This is a genomic window from Bradyrhizobium sp. AZCC 1577 (genome assembly GCF_036924575.1).
Classification (GTDB): Bacteria; Pseudomonadota; Alphaproteobacteria; order Rhizobiales; family Xanthobacteraceae; genus Bradyrhizobium.
In genome coordinates, this window is the sequence record NZ_JAZHRQ010000001.1 from 4647005 (window position 1) to 4663029 (window position 16025).

Annotated in this window: 14 protein-coding genes; 7 read left to right on the forward strand and 7 right to left on the reverse strand. The window is 63.8% G+C overall.

The annotated features are described in order from the left end of the window. Positions 1-103 precede the first annotated feature (103 nt). The 3 genes from V1278_RS22010 to V1278_RS22020 all read right to left on the reverse strand — a co-directional run bounded on the left by V1278_RS22010 (position 104) and on the right by V1278_RS22020 (position 4547). Positions 104-1078, reverse strand: a complete 975-nt coding sequence (locus tag V1278_RS22010) for a GGDEF domain-containing protein (RefSeq protein ID WP_334382180.1) — start codon at positions 1076-1078, stop codon at positions 104-106. 91 nt (positions 1079-1169) lie between these two features. Further along, positions 1170-2675: a class I adenylate-forming enzyme family protein gene (locus V1278_RS22015; protein WP_334382181.1), complete on the reverse strand. Its 1506-nt coding sequence runs from the start codon at positions 2673-2675 to the stop codon at positions 1170-1172. 45 nt (positions 2676-2720) lie between these two features. Then, the gene (locus V1278_RS22020) at positions 2721-4547 is read right to left on the reverse strand and encodes an extracellular solute-binding protein (protein ID WP_334368907.1); all 1827 of its coding nucleotides are present in this window, start codon (positions 4545-4547) and stop codon (positions 2721-2723) included. 262 nt (positions 4548-4809) lie between these two features. On the opposite strand from V1278_RS22020, the gene V1278_RS22025 reads away from it, so the two are divergent. Then, positions 4810-5628, forward strand: coding sequence for an invasion associated locus B family protein (locus V1278_RS22025; RefSeq protein ID WP_334362739.1), 819 nt, complete (start codon positions 4810-4812; stop codon positions 5626-5628). Between the two features lie 69 nt (positions 5629-5697). Here V1278_RS22025 and hspQ read toward each other — a convergent pair whose 3' ends face one another. Continuing rightward, a complete protein-coding gene (hspQ, locus tag V1278_RS22030; protein ID WP_028346018.1) occupies positions 5698-6030 on the reverse strand; it encodes a heat shock protein HspQ in 333 nt (110 codons plus the stop codon). A 124-nt stretch (positions 6031-6154) separates the two neighbouring features. Here hspQ and V1278_RS22035 point away from each other — a divergent pair, with 124 nt between their 5' ends. Then, positions 6155-7108: an AEC family transporter gene (locus V1278_RS22035; protein WP_334362738.1), complete on the forward strand. Its 954-nt coding sequence runs from the start codon at positions 6155-6157 to the stop codon at positions 7106-7108. A gap of 87 nt (positions 7109-7195) precedes the next feature. Here V1278_RS22035 and V1278_RS22040 read toward each other — a convergent pair whose 3' ends face one another. Further along, complete coding sequence (locus V1278_RS22040; protein ID WP_334362737.1) at positions 7196-8386, reverse strand: UbiH/UbiF family hydroxylase; 1191 nt, start codon at positions 8384-8386, stop codon at positions 7196-7198. A gap of 135 nt (positions 8387-8521) precedes the next feature. On the opposite strand from V1278_RS22040, the gene pcsA reads away from it, so the two are divergent. From pcsA to V1278_RS22055, 3 genes are all read left to right on the forward strand, one after another. Beyond that, positions 8522-9253 carry a phosphatidylcholine synthase gene (gene pcsA / locus V1278_RS22045; protein WP_334362736.1) on the forward strand — a complete coding sequence of 244 codons (732 nt, stop codon included), beginning with the start codon at positions 8522-8524 and terminating at the stop codon, positions 9251-9253. Beyond that, the gene (locus tag V1278_RS22050) at positions 9250-9978 is read left to right on the forward strand and encodes a TerC family protein (RefSeq protein ID WP_334362735.1); all 729 of its coding nucleotides are present in this window, start codon (positions 9250-9252) and stop codon (positions 9976-9978) included. Before pcsA ends, V1278_RS22050 begins: the two co-directional genes overlap by 4 nt. A 95-nt stretch (positions 9979-10073) precedes the next feature. After that, positions 10074-11048: a quinone oxidoreductase family protein gene (locus V1278_RS22055; RefSeq protein WP_334362734.1), complete on the forward strand. Its 975-nt coding sequence runs from the start codon at positions 10074-10076 to the stop codon at positions 11046-11048. Between the two features lie 100 nt (positions 11049-11148). On the opposite strand, the gene V1278_RS22060 is transcribed toward V1278_RS22055, so the two are convergent. Continuing rightward, positions 11149-12345: an acetylornithine transaminase gene (locus V1278_RS22060; RefSeq protein WP_334362733.1), complete on the reverse strand. Its 1197-nt coding sequence runs from the start codon at positions 12343-12345 to the stop codon at positions 11149-11151. Positions 12346-12588: 243 nt separating this feature from the next. Next, on the reverse strand, positions 12589-13914 hold the full coding sequence (rimO, locus tag V1278_RS22065; protein ID WP_334362732.1) for a 30S ribosomal protein S12 methylthiotransferase RimO: 1326 nt from the start codon (positions 13912-13914) through the stop codon (positions 12589-12591). A gap of 112 nt (positions 13915-14026) precedes the next feature. On the opposite strand from rimO, the gene V1278_RS22070 reads away from it, so the two are divergent. Together V1278_RS22070 and V1278_RS22075 are read left to right on the forward strand one after the other, a co-directional pair. Continuing rightward, positions 14027-14617 (forward strand): ANTAR domain-containing response regulator, encoded by a 591-nt coding sequence (locus V1278_RS22070; RefSeq protein ID WP_028346026.1) that lies wholly within the window; start codon positions 14027-14029, stop codon positions 14615-14617. Further along, positions 14614-15780, forward strand: a complete 1167-nt coding sequence (locus V1278_RS22075) for a CmpA/NrtA family ABC transporter substrate-binding protein (protein WP_334362731.1) — start codon at positions 14614-14616, stop codon at positions 15778-15780. Before V1278_RS22070 ends, V1278_RS22075 begins: the two co-directional genes overlap by 4 nt. Positions 15781-16025: the final 245 nt, after the last annotated feature.

The following is a 16025-nucleotide window of genomic DNA, read 5'->3' on the forward strand; positions in this document are numbered from 1 at the left end:
GTCATTGCGAGGAGCAAAGCGACGAAGCAATCCATACCCACCGTATATGCGGAGAGATGGATTGCTTCGCTTCGCTCGCAATGACGGGGATAGATATGGTGCTCTAAGACGCTGCCCGTTGCGCGTCTTCCTGGAGCCGTGACCGCAGCGATTTCACGGAATCGTTCGGCAGCAGCGTTGCGACCGTCACGGTTGGCTCCGACCGTGCGTCGCGCTGGCCGTGGCTGGTATGGCGCATCACGCTCGACAGCCGCCGCGCGATGGCGTGAGCCGACTTCAGGTCGGCCTCGGCAAACACCACGACAACCGAGCCGTCGTCCTGTGCGGCGCCGAAATCCATTTGTCGCATCAGGCGGCTGATAATCCGCGCGCCGTCGAATTGCGCGCGGGGGTGTGCGGGATCGAACGCAAAGCGCGCCACCGACAATCCGCCGCCGCGTTGCTGGGTCTGGTAGATGGCGCTGGCAAAGTCGCGCTCGAAGGCCTCCGGGGTGAGCAGACCGGTCTGTGCGTCGATCAGGCCGTCGGCGTCGATGGCCTTCAGCGTGCGGCTCAGATGCGCTTCAAAGGCGTGCTGGCGGATCAGCGGCAGCCCAATCGCTGCCACCTGGACGGCGTCGCCGGAGACGATCTCGAGGTTTGGCAAATCATAGGCCGGCGCCAGATCGCCCGCCGCCACGACGACGGGAAGATTGCGGAAACGGGCGTCCTCAGTCAGCACGGTGAGGAAGGCATCGACCACGCGCAGGCTGAATCCTTCGCCGAGCACGATGCCGTCGATGTCCCTGACGTTGAGATGCTTCGCTGCCGCTTCGATCGAAAGCGCCCCGACCACGCCGGTGCGCTCGCCAAGCGCGACCGACAGCGCCGCGACCCGCATGGCCAGCTCCGCCAGTCCGGCTGCATTGGTGCCGGAGGTTTCGGCCAGTACGGCCGCCGGTTGCACCTGCTCGACCGCGCGCGCCGCATCCGTCCACCCGCTCTCGACCACCGGAAACAGTCGCGCGACATCGAGCGTGGCGGCAAAGGAAGGCGGTTTCGCCGTCGATACGACGAGGATCGGACCTTGCTGGGACATCTGAGAACTCGGATCAGGCGGGCAATAGGAAGCTACGATCCTAGTTTGCCGCGCTTAATGCGGCGTCAACGGGCGCCCCGCCAGCGGTCTCTCAGGCGGCGTTGCTCCGATCCCGAAATGCTTCCACCATCAACGGGTTAAGTCCGAGTTCTGTCAGCGCGTCTCGGGCGCGGGCATTGTCGAGCGCACGGCCGGCGAGCCGGTGGCCGCTGAGGCGGTCCGGCAGCGCGGTCAGCAGCGCGCCCTGACCGAGCCGGCGCGCCCACTCCTGCAGGTCCTGCGCCAGGAACCGGTAGCCGCCGACAGCGATCACGCCGGACGGCGGCGCGGTGATATTGACCGCGCCGGTCACGCGGTCGAGCCGCGCCGCGTAATCCGTATCGACGTAGTCGCGCGGCGGCGCCGCGATCAGGGAATCGCTCGGCGGTGGAGGCGGCGCATAGGCCGCGACCGGCACCATCGGCCCGCGCAGTCCCAACGTGCCGCGCGGCGTCAGCAATATCTCGCCCGCGATCGACGATCCCGGCAGGTCGCGCGGCGCCCCGTGGGGGCCCGGCTTGATCAGGGCCGGGGAGCCGTCTTCCGCGATCCGGCGGGCACCGAACAATCCGGCCTCGCCGAATAGATAGACATCCGTCAGCGTCGCCTGTTGCGCGGCCCAGCCCGCGCTGGAGCCGACCTGCTCCGGGGTCCGCCACAGGCCGATGACGTTGCGCAGGCTCGGCATCCGCGCGCCGAGGTCCAGTTCGTCCAGCCGCAGCGCCAGTTGGGCAGGTGCGATCAGCGTGTCGCAGGCCTGCTCGTTGATCTGCTGTTCGAGCACCTCGTCGTCGAACGGATGGTGCAACACCAGTGTTCCGCCCGACAGCAGCCAGATCGCCAGCGACGAGGCGAGGCCGGCAAATGACATCGGCGAGAAGGCCGATAGGATCGTTGCGCCCTGCGGCAAGTCGCTTTCGAGCGACATGGCAAGGCCGCCCGCAATCAGGCCGAGATGGGCGCGCGGGACCGGCCGAAAACCGTCCGCGGTGACATCGAAGGAAATCAGCGCCGCCTTGCGGCCGTCCTGGACCACGGCCCGCGTGGTCGGGGATTCCCGGAAGATGGCGTTGTCGAGCGAGGCCATGCCTTCGGGCAGCTCGCCGCCGAAGCCGCAGACATGGCGGATCGAGAACGCTTCGGCAGCAGCGTTCATGGCGAGATCCGAGTAGATCACGCCGTCGACCTTGCCCGAGGTCACGATCGCTCGCGCGGCGGTGCGGTTGAGCGCCATGGTCAATTCCGACTGCCGCCAGAGCAGCGGCAGCACCGCGACGACGAGGCCGGCGCGGAAAGCGGCGAGCACGGTGAGCGCGAATTCGATGGTGTTCGGCAATTGAACCGCGATCACGGAATTGGACGGCAAGCCGGATTCAATGAAGTGCGCGGCCAGCGACGAGATCATACGGTCGGCCTGCGCGAAGGTAAGACGCTTCGGCGGCTGGCCGGTGATGCGCTGCTTGTTGGGGGGATCGACCAGCGCCAGCGCGTCCGGCTGCCGTGCCAGGTTCCGTTTGAACAACGTATCGAGCGTTGGCGAAGCGGTGGGCTGGGTCACGGCGTTACTTCGGCTCTGTCACGGAGGTTGGATCGCTTGGCGGGCTCACTTCATTTCCGGCTTCTGCCACCAGGTTTCCGGCAGATAGCCCGTCAACGCGGTCGCTGTAGGTTGTTCTATCCGATTCCACCGCGCAATCCATTGCTCCTGCACGTTAAACACTGGAATTGCGTAGAAGCCCGACATCAGGACGCGGTCGAGGGCCCGCACCGCGGAGACGAAAGGCGGACGTTCGCGCGCCTCGAGCAGGGCAGCGATCATGGCATCGATCGCGGGCTCCTTGGCCCCCATGTAATTCCGGGTGCCGGGAATGTCGGCGGCCTGGCTGCCCCAGTAGAAGGACTGCTCGTTGCCGGGGGATAGCGACTGGTCCCAGCGGTTCTGCAGCATATCGAACTCGTAGCTCAGCCGGCGCTGGTCGAACTGCACGGGGTCGACCGCGCGGACGCTGGCCTCGATGCCGGCGCGCTTGAGGTCGCGCTGATAGGAAAGCGCAATCCGCTCCTGGTCGCGCGTCGTCACCAGGATTTCGAAGGTGAGCGGCGTCCTGGACGAACGCTGCCGCAGCACGGCCCCATCGAGATCGTAGCCGGCTTCCGACAGCAATTTGAGCGCGCTGCGCAGCGTCGTGCGATCGCGGCCCGATCCGTCGGTGACGGGCAGGCGGTACGTGCCATCGAGAATATCCGGCCGGATCCGTGCCGCGAACGGCTTCAAGAGTTCGCGCTCGCGCTCGTCGGCCGGGCGGGCGTAGGCGGATAGTTCGGACCCTGCGAAGAAGCCCGCCGCACGCGCATAGAGTCCGAAAAAGTAATTGCGGTTGACCCACTCGAAATCGAACAGCAGCGTCAGGGCCTGCCGCACGCGGATGTCTGAAAACACCGGACGCCGCGTGTTGAACACCAGGAATTCCGAGGGCTGCGGCATTCCGGTCTTGATGGTATCGCGGATCACTTCGCCGTTGCGAGCGGCCGGAAAATCGTAACCGTCATGCCAGCGCAGCGGCTCGTGCTCGGCGCGAAAGTCATAGAGGCTACGCTTGAATGCCTCGAACTGGCCGTTGGACTCGCGATAGAAGTCGAGCCTGATCTCGTCGAAGTTCCACAATCCGCGATTCACCGGCAGGTCGCGGCCCCAATAGTCGGGATTGCGGGTCAGCGTGACGCTGGCGCCGGGCTTAACGGCGGTGACGCGATAGGGGCCGGAACCGACTGGTCCGGTCATCGTGGTTTCCTCGAACGTTGCCGGATCGACCGCATGCTTCGGCAAGACGGGCATCAGCCCGAGGATCAGCGGCAGCTCGCGGTCGTTGCCGCCGCCGAAATCGAACCGCACGGTGAGCGGATCGGGTGCTTCGGCCTTTACCACTTTGGAATAATACTGGCGGTGATTGGGGCGCCCCTTGTCGCGCAGCAAGGCCCACGAAAACAGGACGTCCTCCGCCGTGACTGGCTTGCCGTCGGCGAAGCGCGCCCGCGGGTCGAGGTGGAACGAGACGTAGCTGCGCGCGTCGTCGGTCTCGACGGTTTTGGCCAGCAAGCCATAGAGCGTGAAAGCCTCATCGTTGCCGCGCGCCATCAGACTCTCGACCACAAAGCCCCTGATCTGCTGAACCGCGAGGCCGCGGACGATCAGGGGGTTGAGGCTGTCGAAGGTTCCCAAGGCGCCCCAGACCAGCCGTCCGCCCTTCGGCGCTTCGGGATTGGCGTAGGGCATATGCGTGAAACCGGCGGGAAGAGCAGGCGCACCGTGCATCGCCAGCGCGTTGCTTTCGGCCGCTCTGGTTTCGTGGACCGGCGCGAGCGGCGTCACAGCCAGCGCCAGGGCAATGCCCGCGAGCACACGCAGGCGGATACGACCGAAGCGGGTCATAGACGGGCAGGTATCTGATTCGAAAATGCGCACGAAGAAAGCTTTACCATAGGCTTCGGCCTCGGCCTGCGAGGAACCCCCAAAGATGCTTGTCGGCATTGATCTTTTCGTCTGCCGCTGTATTGAAGGCGGGCAGTTGATGACCGCGGGAACGCCGGTCACGTATCCGCCTCAATTGCCAACGAGACAGCCGCCCCAGCGCGGGTTGGTGTCGGTGCCTGTAGCGGTTTCGGGCGCTCCGGTTCAGAAAGGGTTTTCCGCAATGAATTTCCGTATCTTCGCCGCGTCGATTCGGCCGCGTGGGCAGGTCTTGGCCCTGTTGGCGGCCTCGGCATTGTCGGCAACGTTGATCGCGTCGGGCGCGCAAGCTCAGCAGCCCGCGCCAGCGCCCGGGGCCCCGAAGGCCGCCCCGGCGCCTGCCGCTCCGAAAGCGCCGCCGAAGGCTGCTCCCAAGGGTCCCGCCGGCGCTCCCGCGGCACAAGCCCCTCCGGCTGGCGCTCCTGCCGGCGCCGCCCCGCCCCAGGAGCAGCAGGTCCAGCTAATCTACGCGCCCTGGACCAAGTTCTGTCTCAAGGGTCAGGAAGCCGGCGCCAAGCAGGTTTGCTTCACCGGCAAGGACGGCCGCATCGAGTCGGGCCAACCCGTCATCGCCGCCGTCATCATCGAGCCGGAAGGCGAGCCGAAGAAGCTCCTGCGCGTGACCTTGCCGCTCGGCATGCAGCTCGTGCACGGAACCCGGATCATCGTTGATAACAATCCGCCGCAGCAGGGCCCCTATGTGATCTGCTTCCAGAACGGCTGCATGTCGGACTACGAAGCAACCCCCGAGCTGATCGCCAACTTGAAGAAGGGCCAGAATCTGGTTGTTCAGGCGATCAATTCCAACGGCGCGCCGCTGACGCTGCCGCTGCCGCTCGCCGGTGAATTCGCCAAGGCCTTTGACGGTCCGCCGACTGATCCGAAGCAGTTCGAGGAAAACCAGAAGAAACTGCAGGAAGAGCTGCAGAAGCGTGCTGAGGAGCAGCGCAAGAAGCTGGAGGGCACCCAGCCGGGCGCCACTGCAAATCCGGCGGCGAAGTAACAGCCGCGCCATTCGACAAAACAAAAGGCGCCCGACCGGGGCGCCTTTTTCCTTGCCGGAAGAAGAATGCTAGTTGAGCGACGGGTTGCGCGGGCGGTAGCCGCCGGACTTGTCCTTCACGAAAATCTCGGCCACCTGCGAGTGCCGGATCGGCTCGCCGGAATCGTCCGGCAGCAGATTTTGCTCGGAGACGTAGGCGACGTATTCGGACTCCGAGTTTTCCGCGAGCAGGTGATAGAACGGCTGATCCTTGTCAGGCCGAACCTCCTCTGGGATCGACAACCACCATTCCTCGGTATTGTTGAATTCCGGATCGATATCGAAAATCACGCCCCGGAATGAAAACACCCGGTGGCGGACGATCTGCCCGATCTGAAATTTGGCGGTGCGCGCTTTGATCATATCCCGTCGAATAGACCATGATTGTGGCCGATGCTAGGGGCAATAGGACGAATTAACCTTTACGCGTGGTGGCCATATCCGGCGCCATCTCCCCAAAATCACTGACGAAAAGACGCTTTACGAGATGGTCGACATCCTCAACCTCGCGCTCCCCTATTTCGGCCTGATCTTCATCGGCTTTGCCTGCGGCAAGACCCGAGGGCTGCCGGAATCTGGCCTCGCCTGGATGAACTTCTTTCTGCTCTACGTCTCGCTGCCGGCCTTGCTATTCCGCATCATGTCGGAGACGCCATTTTCCGAACTGAACAACCCGCCGTTTCTGATCGCAACCACGCTGGCGACCGTGAGCGCCTTCGTGCTTGCCATGGTGGCAGGCCGCATCATCGGCGAACTGTCGCTGCGCAAGGCGACGATGGCGGGCCTTGCCGGAGCCTACGGCAATATCGGCTATATGGGCCCCGGGCTGGCGCTGGCGGTGCTCGGAGCCAAGGCAGCGGCGCCGACCGCGTTGATCTTCTGCTGCGACAGCATTTTCCTGTTCACGATCGTGCCGCTGCTGATGGCGCTGAGCGATCGCAAGCATCCGTCGCTCCTGTACGCCATCGGCATCGCCGCGCGGCAGATCGTGCTCAATCCGCTGATCATGTCGGCCGCCGCGGGAGCGCTTGTCGCGGCGTTGCACATTCAAGTGCCGGTCGCCATCGACAGGACCTTGCTATTTCTCCAGAACGCGGCGGCGCCGACGGCGCTGTTCGTGCTCGGCGTCACCGTGGCACTGCGGCCGTTCGATCGGGTGCCCTGGGAAGTGCCCGGCGTGATCGCGATCAAGCTCCTGATCCATCCGCTCATCGTATTCGGGCTGATGCTGCTTTTTGGCCCGTTCGCGCAGCCCTGGGCCGCGACCGCCGTACTGATGGCCGCGCTGCCGCCGGCGCTGAACGTGTTCGTGATCGCCCGGCAGAACAATACCTGGATCGAGCCGGCGTCGGTGGCCGTCCTGATCGGAACCTTCGCCTCCGTGGTCACGCTGACCAGCGTGATGTGGTTCATCCAGAGCGGGCGGCTGGTGTTTCCGTAAGCGTGGCGCGGAGACACAAAATCGCGAAAACAACCCCATGCAAAGTAGAGTGAGCCAGGTTCGCAGCCCTCGCGCTGGCGTCCGGAGCTAGCTCACGCGCTTCCAGGTCGGCGCCAGCCCCTCGCGCATGGCAAGCCGCCGCAGCGGGCCGAACGAGGCGAGGAGGTGCATACCGGCCGCGCGCAGCGATTGCATCGGCAGGAAATCGCTAAGCAATGAACGGTTGGCGACGTCGATCGCGATCAGCCGGCTTGCGACGTCGGCACGGCGCGCGGATTGATAGCGCGCCAGTACGGCCGGCGCCCCCGGATCCTCGCCGAGCGAGATCGCATTGCCGGCGATATCGGCGATATCGGCCGCATCGCGCAATCCCATGTTGAGGCCTTGGGCGCCGATCGGCGGCACCACGTGGGCGGATTCGCCGACCAGCGCGACACGATGGCTGGCGAATTGCTCGGGACGCTCGATCGTCAGCGGAAACAGGTTGCGCCCGGCTTCCACCTGGACGCGGCCGAAAATGGAGTGCGATTGTCTTTCCGTGGCTTCCGACAATTCCTCGTCGCCAAGCGAGATCAGCCGCTCCGCTTCTCTGGTTTCCGAGACCCACACCACGCTGCAGCGGTTGCCGGGCAGGGGCACGAATACGCATGGACCTTGCGCGGTGTGAAACTCGGTGGAGATGCAGTTGTGCGGTCGAGAATGGGAAATGTTGAAGGTAAGCGCCGACTGATGAAGGTCGCGACGGCTGGTCTTGATGCCGGCCGCCTCGCGGGACGGTGATTGCCGGCCGTCTGCGCCGATCACCAGCCGCGCGAAAAGCTGCTCGCCCTTGCCGGTACGGATGGCGACGATCGCATCCTGCGGGTCGATTGCGGCGGCCTCATCGTCAAATCGAGTCAAATTGGAAAGTTCGGCGGCGCGCTCTTCAAGGGCAACCATTAACGATCGGTTGTCGATGTTGTAGCCGAACTGTTCGAGACCGATCTCGTCCGAGGAAAACCGCACCTCGGGCGCGCGGATTAGCCGGTCGGTGTCGTCGACAAGGCGCATGATCCGCAAGGCGGCAGCCCTGTCCTGGCAGCGCGGCCAGACCTCGAGACGTTCGAGCAGCTCGGTGGAAGCCCCCAACAGCGCCGTGGTGCGGTTGTCGGCATAGGGGGCGCGGCGGGCGAGCAGGGCGGTTCTCGCGCCGGTAGCGGCCAGCGCGACGGCTGCGGTCAGGCCCGCTGGCCCGCCGCCGATCACGGCAGCGTCATAAACTTGAGATGCGTCATTCATATCGGGACAATTGACGCTCGGGCTGGCATTTTCAAGTCATCAACCGGCCGAAATGTTTCCGCTCAATCGCGCGGCGGAACGCCGCAAAGCGCCGATATGCAAATCGGGGCGATTCCTGATAGCACTGCCGGAGCAATGGACCAGACCACAGAGCCAGATTCCGTCCCCACCAGCCGAATGCGGACCGCCGCATTCGCCGTACACATTTTCACGGCACTGGGCGCGGGCGTCGCGCTGCTGGCGATGCTCGAGGCCGTCCGCGAACATTGGGCCAATATGTTCGGCTGGCTTGGCGTCGCCCTGATCATCGATGCCATCGACGGGCCGCTGGCGCGAAAGCTGGATGTCGTGCGGCTGCAGCCGAACTGGTCGGGCGACGTGCTCGATCTCGTCGTCGATTTCGTGACCTACGTCTTCGTTCCGGCCTATGCCATCACCGCGAGCGGGCTGCTGCTGCCGGTGGCGGCGCCGCTACTCGGCATCGGCATTATGGTTTCCGGTGCGCTCTATTTCGCGGACCGGCGCATGAAGGCGTCCGACAACCACTTTCGCGGCTTTCCGGCGCTGTGGAACGCGGCGGCGTTTTATTTGTTCTTGCTGCACTTGCCGCCGGCACTCTCGACTCTTGGAATTGCAATCCTGATCGCGCTCACATTCGCCCCGTTTCATGTGCTGCATCCGATCAGGGTGGTGCGGCTACGCTGGCTGACCCTGTGGCTGATGGCCATTGGAGCCGTGCTGGCGATCTATACGCTGAGCTGCGATTTCAACGTGGGCGCTCCCATCGTCGCCGCGCTGTGCGCCATTGCGGCTTACGTAATAGGAAGTGACGCCGTGATCCGGCAAATCAAGTCGTTCAAGGCATGATGGAATTATTGACGAGCCCGGAAGCCTGGGCGGCGCTGTTGACATTGACGGCGCTGGAAATCGTGCTCGGCATCGACAACGTCATTTTCATCTCCGTGATCGTCTCGCGCATCCCGCCGGCGCAGGCCAAACGCGCGCGTCAAATCGGCTTGCTGCTGGCACTGGTGTTCCGCATCCTACTGCTCACCCTGCTGGTGTGGCTGATCGGCCTGACGGAGCCGGTCATCACGATAAGAAATGTCGAACTGTCCTGGCGGGACATCATCCTGATTGCCGGTGGAGCCTTCCTGATCGCGAAGGCGACGCATGAAATTCATGGCGAGGTCGAGGCGAGCGATGGCGAGCTCGATGCCGAACCCAGGGCCAGCGCATTCTTCTGGGTGATCGTGCAGATCATCATCATCGACATCGTGTTCTCCCTGGACTCGATCATCACCGCGATCGGTATGGCGCAGGATCTGGAGATCATGATCGCCGCCGTCGTGATCGCATGCGTCGTCATGTACGTCTCGTCGGGTCCGGTGGCCCGGTTCGTGGCCAATCACCCGACCACCAAGATGCTGGCACTGGCATTCCTGGTGCTGATCGGCGTGGCGCTGGTGGCGGACGGATTCCAATTCCATATCCCGCGCGGCTACATCTATTTTGCCATGTTGTTCGCGGCCGCGGTCGAAATGTTCAATGTGCTCGCCAGGCGCAACCGCAGAAAAGCCGCCGCCAAATAGGCGTTTTTCGACCGATCAGTTGACAAGGCGACGGCGATGGCTTTCGTTTCGCTTCGTAGCTGGGGCGTTCAGCAAATACCGAGGGAGAGACTGTCATGACCAAGGCTGTGCGCGTGCACAAGGTGGGGGGACCGGAAGCCCTGGTGTATGAGGACGTCGAGGTCCCGGCGCCGGGGCCGGGTGAGGTTCGCCTCCGCCAGCATGCCGTCGGGCTGAACTTCATTGACGTCTATTTCCGCACCGGTCTCTACAAGGCGCCGGGGCTGCCGTTCATTGCCGGCAATGAGGCCGCCGGCGAGGTCCTGGCCGTGGGCCCGGGCGTTACCAATTTTCATCCCGGTGACCGCGTGGCCTATTATTTCACGCTCGGCGGCTACACCAGCGAGCGGGTGATCCCGGCCGACAAGCTGGTCAAGCTGCCCGACCACATCACCTATGAGCAGGGCGCCGTCCTGATGCTGAAGGGGCTGACGGTCTGGTACCTCCTGCACAAGACCTTCAAGGTCGAACCCGGCCATCGCGTGCTGATCCATGCCGCCGCGGGCGGCATCGGCCTGTTGGCCTGCCAATGGGCCAAGGCGCTCGGCGCGCATGTGATTGGCACCGTCGGCTCCAAGGCCAAGGCCGATCTCGCTCTCGCCAATGGCTGCGATCACGTTATCCTCTATAACGAAGAGGACTTCGTCGCACGCGTGAAACAGATCAGCCGCAACGAGCTCTGCGACGTCGTCTATGACGGCGTCGGCAAGACCACTTTCCCGGGCTCGCTGTCGTGCCTGCGGCCCCGCGGCCTGTTCGTGAGCTTCGGCAACGCCTCCGGTCCGGTGCCGCCGTTCCCGCTTGCCGAGCTCAACAATCACGGCTCGCTGTTTGCCACCCGGCCCAAGCTCAATGACTATGTCAGCACCCGCAAGGAGCTGCTTGAAGGCGCCGACACGCTGTTTGCCGCCGTCATCAACGGCAAACTGCACGTGCCGATCAATCATGCCTACGCGCTGAAGGATGCGGCGAAGGCGCATATCGAGCTCGAGAGCAGGGCGACCACGGGGGCTGCGATCCTGCGGCCGTGAGTCTCTCCGCCGTCATTGCGAGGAGCGAAGCGACGAAGCAATCCATATCTCCACTCGTGGCACGATGGATTGCTTCGCTACGCTCGCAATGACGATCGGACTACGCCACCCGCCTTGCCGCACCTGTCTTGACCAGGATCGCATCAAGGCAATCGATCATCAGCGATATCTCCTCGCGCGTGACGTTGAGCGCCGGCATGAAGCGGAGCGCATCGGGCTGCGGCGAGTTGATGAGCACGCCGTCCGCGAACGCTTCGGCCACGATCGCGGCACCGATCGGCAGCTTCAGATCGAGCGCCAGCAACAGTCCACGGCCCCGGACTTCGCCGAGCCCGTGACGCGCGGACAGTTTCTGCAGCTCGCTTTCCAGAAGCAGGCCGGCATCCGCAGCCGCTTTCAGAAATTCCGGCTTCGAAACCTCCTCAAGCACCGCAAGCCCCGCAGCGCACATCAACGGATTGCCGTTGAACGTGCCGCCCTGGTCGCCATGCTCGAAGCAGGAAGCATGCTCGGTCGCGAGCAAGGCGGCCAGCGGCACGCCGCCGCCAATACCCTTGCCGAGGGTCATGATGTCGGGCTCGATGCCGGCATGTTCATAGTGAAACAGCTTTCCAGTCCGGCCCATCCCCGTCTGGATTTCGTCGACGATCAGCAGCAGGCCGTGCTCTTTCGTCAGTGCGCGCAACTCCTTCATGAATTGATCGGTTGCCGGCCAGACGCCGGCTTCGCCCTGGATCGGCTCCAGCATCACCGCGACCGTATTGTCCGATATCAGCGCCTTCACCGAATCGAGATCGTTGAGCTTGGCTTTGCGGAAGCCTGACACTTTCGGCTCGAACAGCGGCTCGAACGCCTTTTTGCCCGATGCAGACATGGTCGCGAGCGTGCGGCCGTGAAATCCGCCTTCGAAGGTGATGATTTCGAACGCGCCGTTCTTGTATTTCGTGCCGTATTTCCGCGCGAGCTTGATGGCGCCTTCATTGGCCTCCGCGCCGGAATTGGCGAAGAACACCTGATCGAAGCAGCTCTTCTCGCGAAGTGCTTGCGCGAGTTTCAGGCTGGGGCCGTTGTAGAAGGCGGGGCTTGGCGTCAGCAGCAGTTTTGCCTGCGCGGCAAGCGCTTCGGCGACGACCGACGGCGAATGGCCGAGGCAGTTGACGGCCCAACCCTGCATGAAATCGAGGTAGCGCTTGCCGGCGTCATCCCAGAGATACGCGCCTTCGCCGCGAACGAACACGGCCTGCGGGCGCGCGGTGATGTTCATCAGCGCGTCGAACGGATGGGCAGCATGGGTCATGTCGATCTCCTCAGGGGTTTGGGGGAAGGGGCAGGCCGAAACGCAAGAAGGCCGCACTTTGAGGGTGCGGCCTTCTCGAAAACTTGGCTGAAACTAGCTAATCAGCGTTGTCGTCGGACACGGCGCGACCCATCATCGTCGACAGAGCGACGACGCAGGCAGGCGCGGCGGTTGGTCCGGTTCAGTTTCATGGCGATGGCCCATACAGCCGAACGGTGCGCCATGTCAAGCCGCGTCCGGTGTTCAGAATCCCGCGACGCTGCCGTGCAGGTCATACTGATCCGACCGCTCGATCTTCGCGGTGACGATCTCGCCGACCTTCAGCGGGCGGCGGCTGGAAAGATAGACCGCTCCATCGATCTGCGGCGCGTCGGCTTTTGAACGACCCCTTGCGACCGTCGGTCCGACCTCGTCGACGATGATCTGCTGTCTCGTGCCGACCTTGCGCTTGAGACGGCGAGAGGAGATTTTCTGCTGCCGCGCCATCAGCGCGTTCCAGCGCTCCTGCTTGATCTCGTCGGGCACGGCATTGCCGATCGCGTTGGAAGCGGCGCCCGCCACCGGCTCGTATTTGAAGCAGCCGAGACGATCGATCTCGGCCTCTTCCAGCCAGTCGAGCAGATAGGCGAAGTCGGAATCGGTCTCGCCGGGGAAACCGACGATGAAGGTCGAGCGCAGCGTGAGTTCAGGACATTCCTCGCGCCACTTCTTGATCCGCGCCAGCGTCTTTTCCTGCGCGGCGGGGCGCTTCATGGCTTTCAGGACGTCCGGGCTCGCATGCTGGAAGGGAATATCGAGATAGGGCAGGATCTTGCCCTCGGTCATCAGCCCGATGACTTCATCGACGTGCGGGTAGGGATAGACATATTGCAGCCGCACCCAGGCGCCGAGGTCGCCGAGTTCCTTGGCGAGGTCGAAGAATTTGGCGCGGACCTGGCGGTCCTTCCAGGGGCTTTCGGAATACTTCACGTCGACGCCATAGGCCGACGTGTCCTGCGAGATGACCAGCAATTCCTTGACGCCGGCTGCGACGAGCCTTTCCGCCTCGCGCAGCACGTCATTGGCCGGACGCGACACCAGGTCGCCGCGCAGTTTTGGGATGATGCAGAAACTGCAGCGGTTGTTGCAGCCTTCGGAAATCTTCAAATAGGCGTAGTGGCGCGGCGTCAGCTTGACGCCCTGCGGCGGCACCAGATCGAGGTGCGGATTATGGACCGGCGGCAGGGCCCGGTGCACGGCCTCCAGCACGCTCTCATATTGCTGCGGGCCCGATATCGAGAGCACGCCCGGATAGGCCGCCTCGATCTGCTCGGGTTCCGCGCCCATGCAGCCGGTGACGATGACCTTGCCGTTCTCCGCCATCGCCTCGCCGATGGCGCCAAGCGATTCCTGCTTGGCGCTGTCGAGGAAGCCGCAGGTGTTGACGATCACGATGTCGGCGCCGTCATGCTTGCGGGCCAGCTCATAGCCTTCGGCGCGCAGCCGGGTGATAATGCGCTCGGAATCCACCAGCGCTTTGGGGCACCCAAGGGAAACAAAGCTGACTTTGGGCGCAGCGGCCTGTTGCATATTTCATCTGCCTGATTGATCGGCACGAGCTAGTCCTAATTGCCCATAATTACAAGGCTTTGCGCCAGCTTCTGACGTGCTATGGATGCCCGGCCGGGGTATGAGTTGATCGATGAGCGCTGAGTCGTCGCCGAAAATCGTCATTGTCGACGAAAGTCCGATCCGGGCCGCAATCCTGGAAGAGGGGTTGCGGGAGGCGGGCTTTACCGGCGTTGTGCATATCAGCGAAATGCAGAGCCTGCTGGCACGGATCTATGCGCTCGACCCGGACGTCATCCTGATCGACCTGGAAAACCCCAGCCGCGACGTTCTGGAACAGATGTTCCAGGTCAGCCGCGCGGTACGGCGGCCGATCGCGATGTTCGTCGACCAGAGCGATGCGGCCTCGATCCAGGCCTCCGTCGATGCCGGCGTTTCCGCCTATATCGTGGACGGCCTGAAGAAAGAACGGATCAAGCCGATCCTCGACCTCTGCATTTCCCGCTTCAACGCCTTCTCCAAGCTGCAGGACGAACTCGACCGCACCAAGTCGGCGCTCGAGGAGCGCAAGGTGATCGACCGCGCCAAGGGAATCCTGATGAAGGTGAAGGGCCTCACCGAAGAGGAGGCCTATGTGCTGATGCGTTCCACCGCGATGCGCGAGAAGAAGAAAATCGGCGAGATCGCGCAGTCGATCCTGACCGCGTCGGAGCTGCTGAAATGACGACACCGCTGCATATCGGCTTCATTCCCCTGGTCGACGCGGCCGCGCTGATCATCGCCGTCGACAAGGGCTTTACGGCCGCCGAAGGGCTCGACGTCACGCTGGTGCGTGAAGTGTCGTGGTCCAACGTCCGCGACAAGCTCAATATCGGCATGTTCGACGCGGCGCATCTGCTGGCACCGGTGGCGATCGCCTCGAGCTTGGGGCTCGGCCACGTCAAGGTGCCGATCGTTGCGCCATTCAATCTGGGCCTCAATGGCAACGCGATCACGGTATCGCCGGCGCTGCACGCCGCAATCATGAGCGAGATCGACGGCGATCCGCTCGATCCCATGGCCACGGCACTGGCGCTCGCCCGCGTCGTTGCCGCCAGGCGCAAGAGCGGCGCGGAACCGCTGACGTTCGGCATGACGTTCCCGTTCTCCACCCACAATTACCAGCTCCGGTTCTGGATGGCGGCGGGCGGGGTCGATCCCGATGAGGATGTTCGCCTCGTGGTGCTGCCGCCGCCCTACATGGTGGACAGCCTCGCCAATGGCCATGTCGATGCGTTCTGCGTCGGCGCGCCCTGGAACTCGGTCGCGGTCGATCTCGGCGTCGGCCACATACTGCATTTCGTCTCTGATATTTTGGTGCGCGCGGCCGAAAAGGTTCTCGCGGTCAGGCAAAGCTGGTCGGAAAAGAATCCGAACGCGCTGGCTGCGCTGATCCGCGCGGCTGCCCACGCCGCCGAATACATCGAGGAGCCCGGAAACCGCGCCGAGACCGCCGATGTCCTGGCGCGGCCCGACCGGCTTGGCGTCGGCGCCGAGGTGATCCAACGCACCCTCGACGGCCGACTGAAGATTTCACCGGACGGCCAGCGGCGCGAGAGCGGCCGCTATCTGCTGGTCGGGCGCGAAGGGGCGGGCCGGCCCGATCCGGCGCAGGCCGCCTGGCTTTACGCCCAAATGGTACGCTGGGGACAGACACAGATGCGGCCCGATGCGCTGCGGACCGCCATGGCGGTCTTCAGGCCCGAACTCTACGACGCCGCCATGGGACGTCCGGGGGCGGCTCCCGACGCGCCTGGTGCCATCGGCGCCTTTGCCGGCCCCGCATTCGACCCCGCGGATATCGCCGGGCATCTGGCGGCTTTCAAGATTGGGCATTGGAAGCCGTAAGCCAGTCGATTGAAGAAATATTGGGCAATTGCACTGGCCGCCCAGTTCTTAAGCAGATTGCTCAGAATGCAACTATGAAGCTTGCTTCATAGTTTCGAGTTCCTCGTTGGAACAGATTGAAACTCCAAGACATTCGTCGCGACTCCATTTGGCACGCAACTTGTATGGTGCAGTGCGGTCGGCTCGTCGCAGATGCCTGCTGACCTACGTCCAAGATGGATTTCCGCAGCAACGAAGCTGGTCGG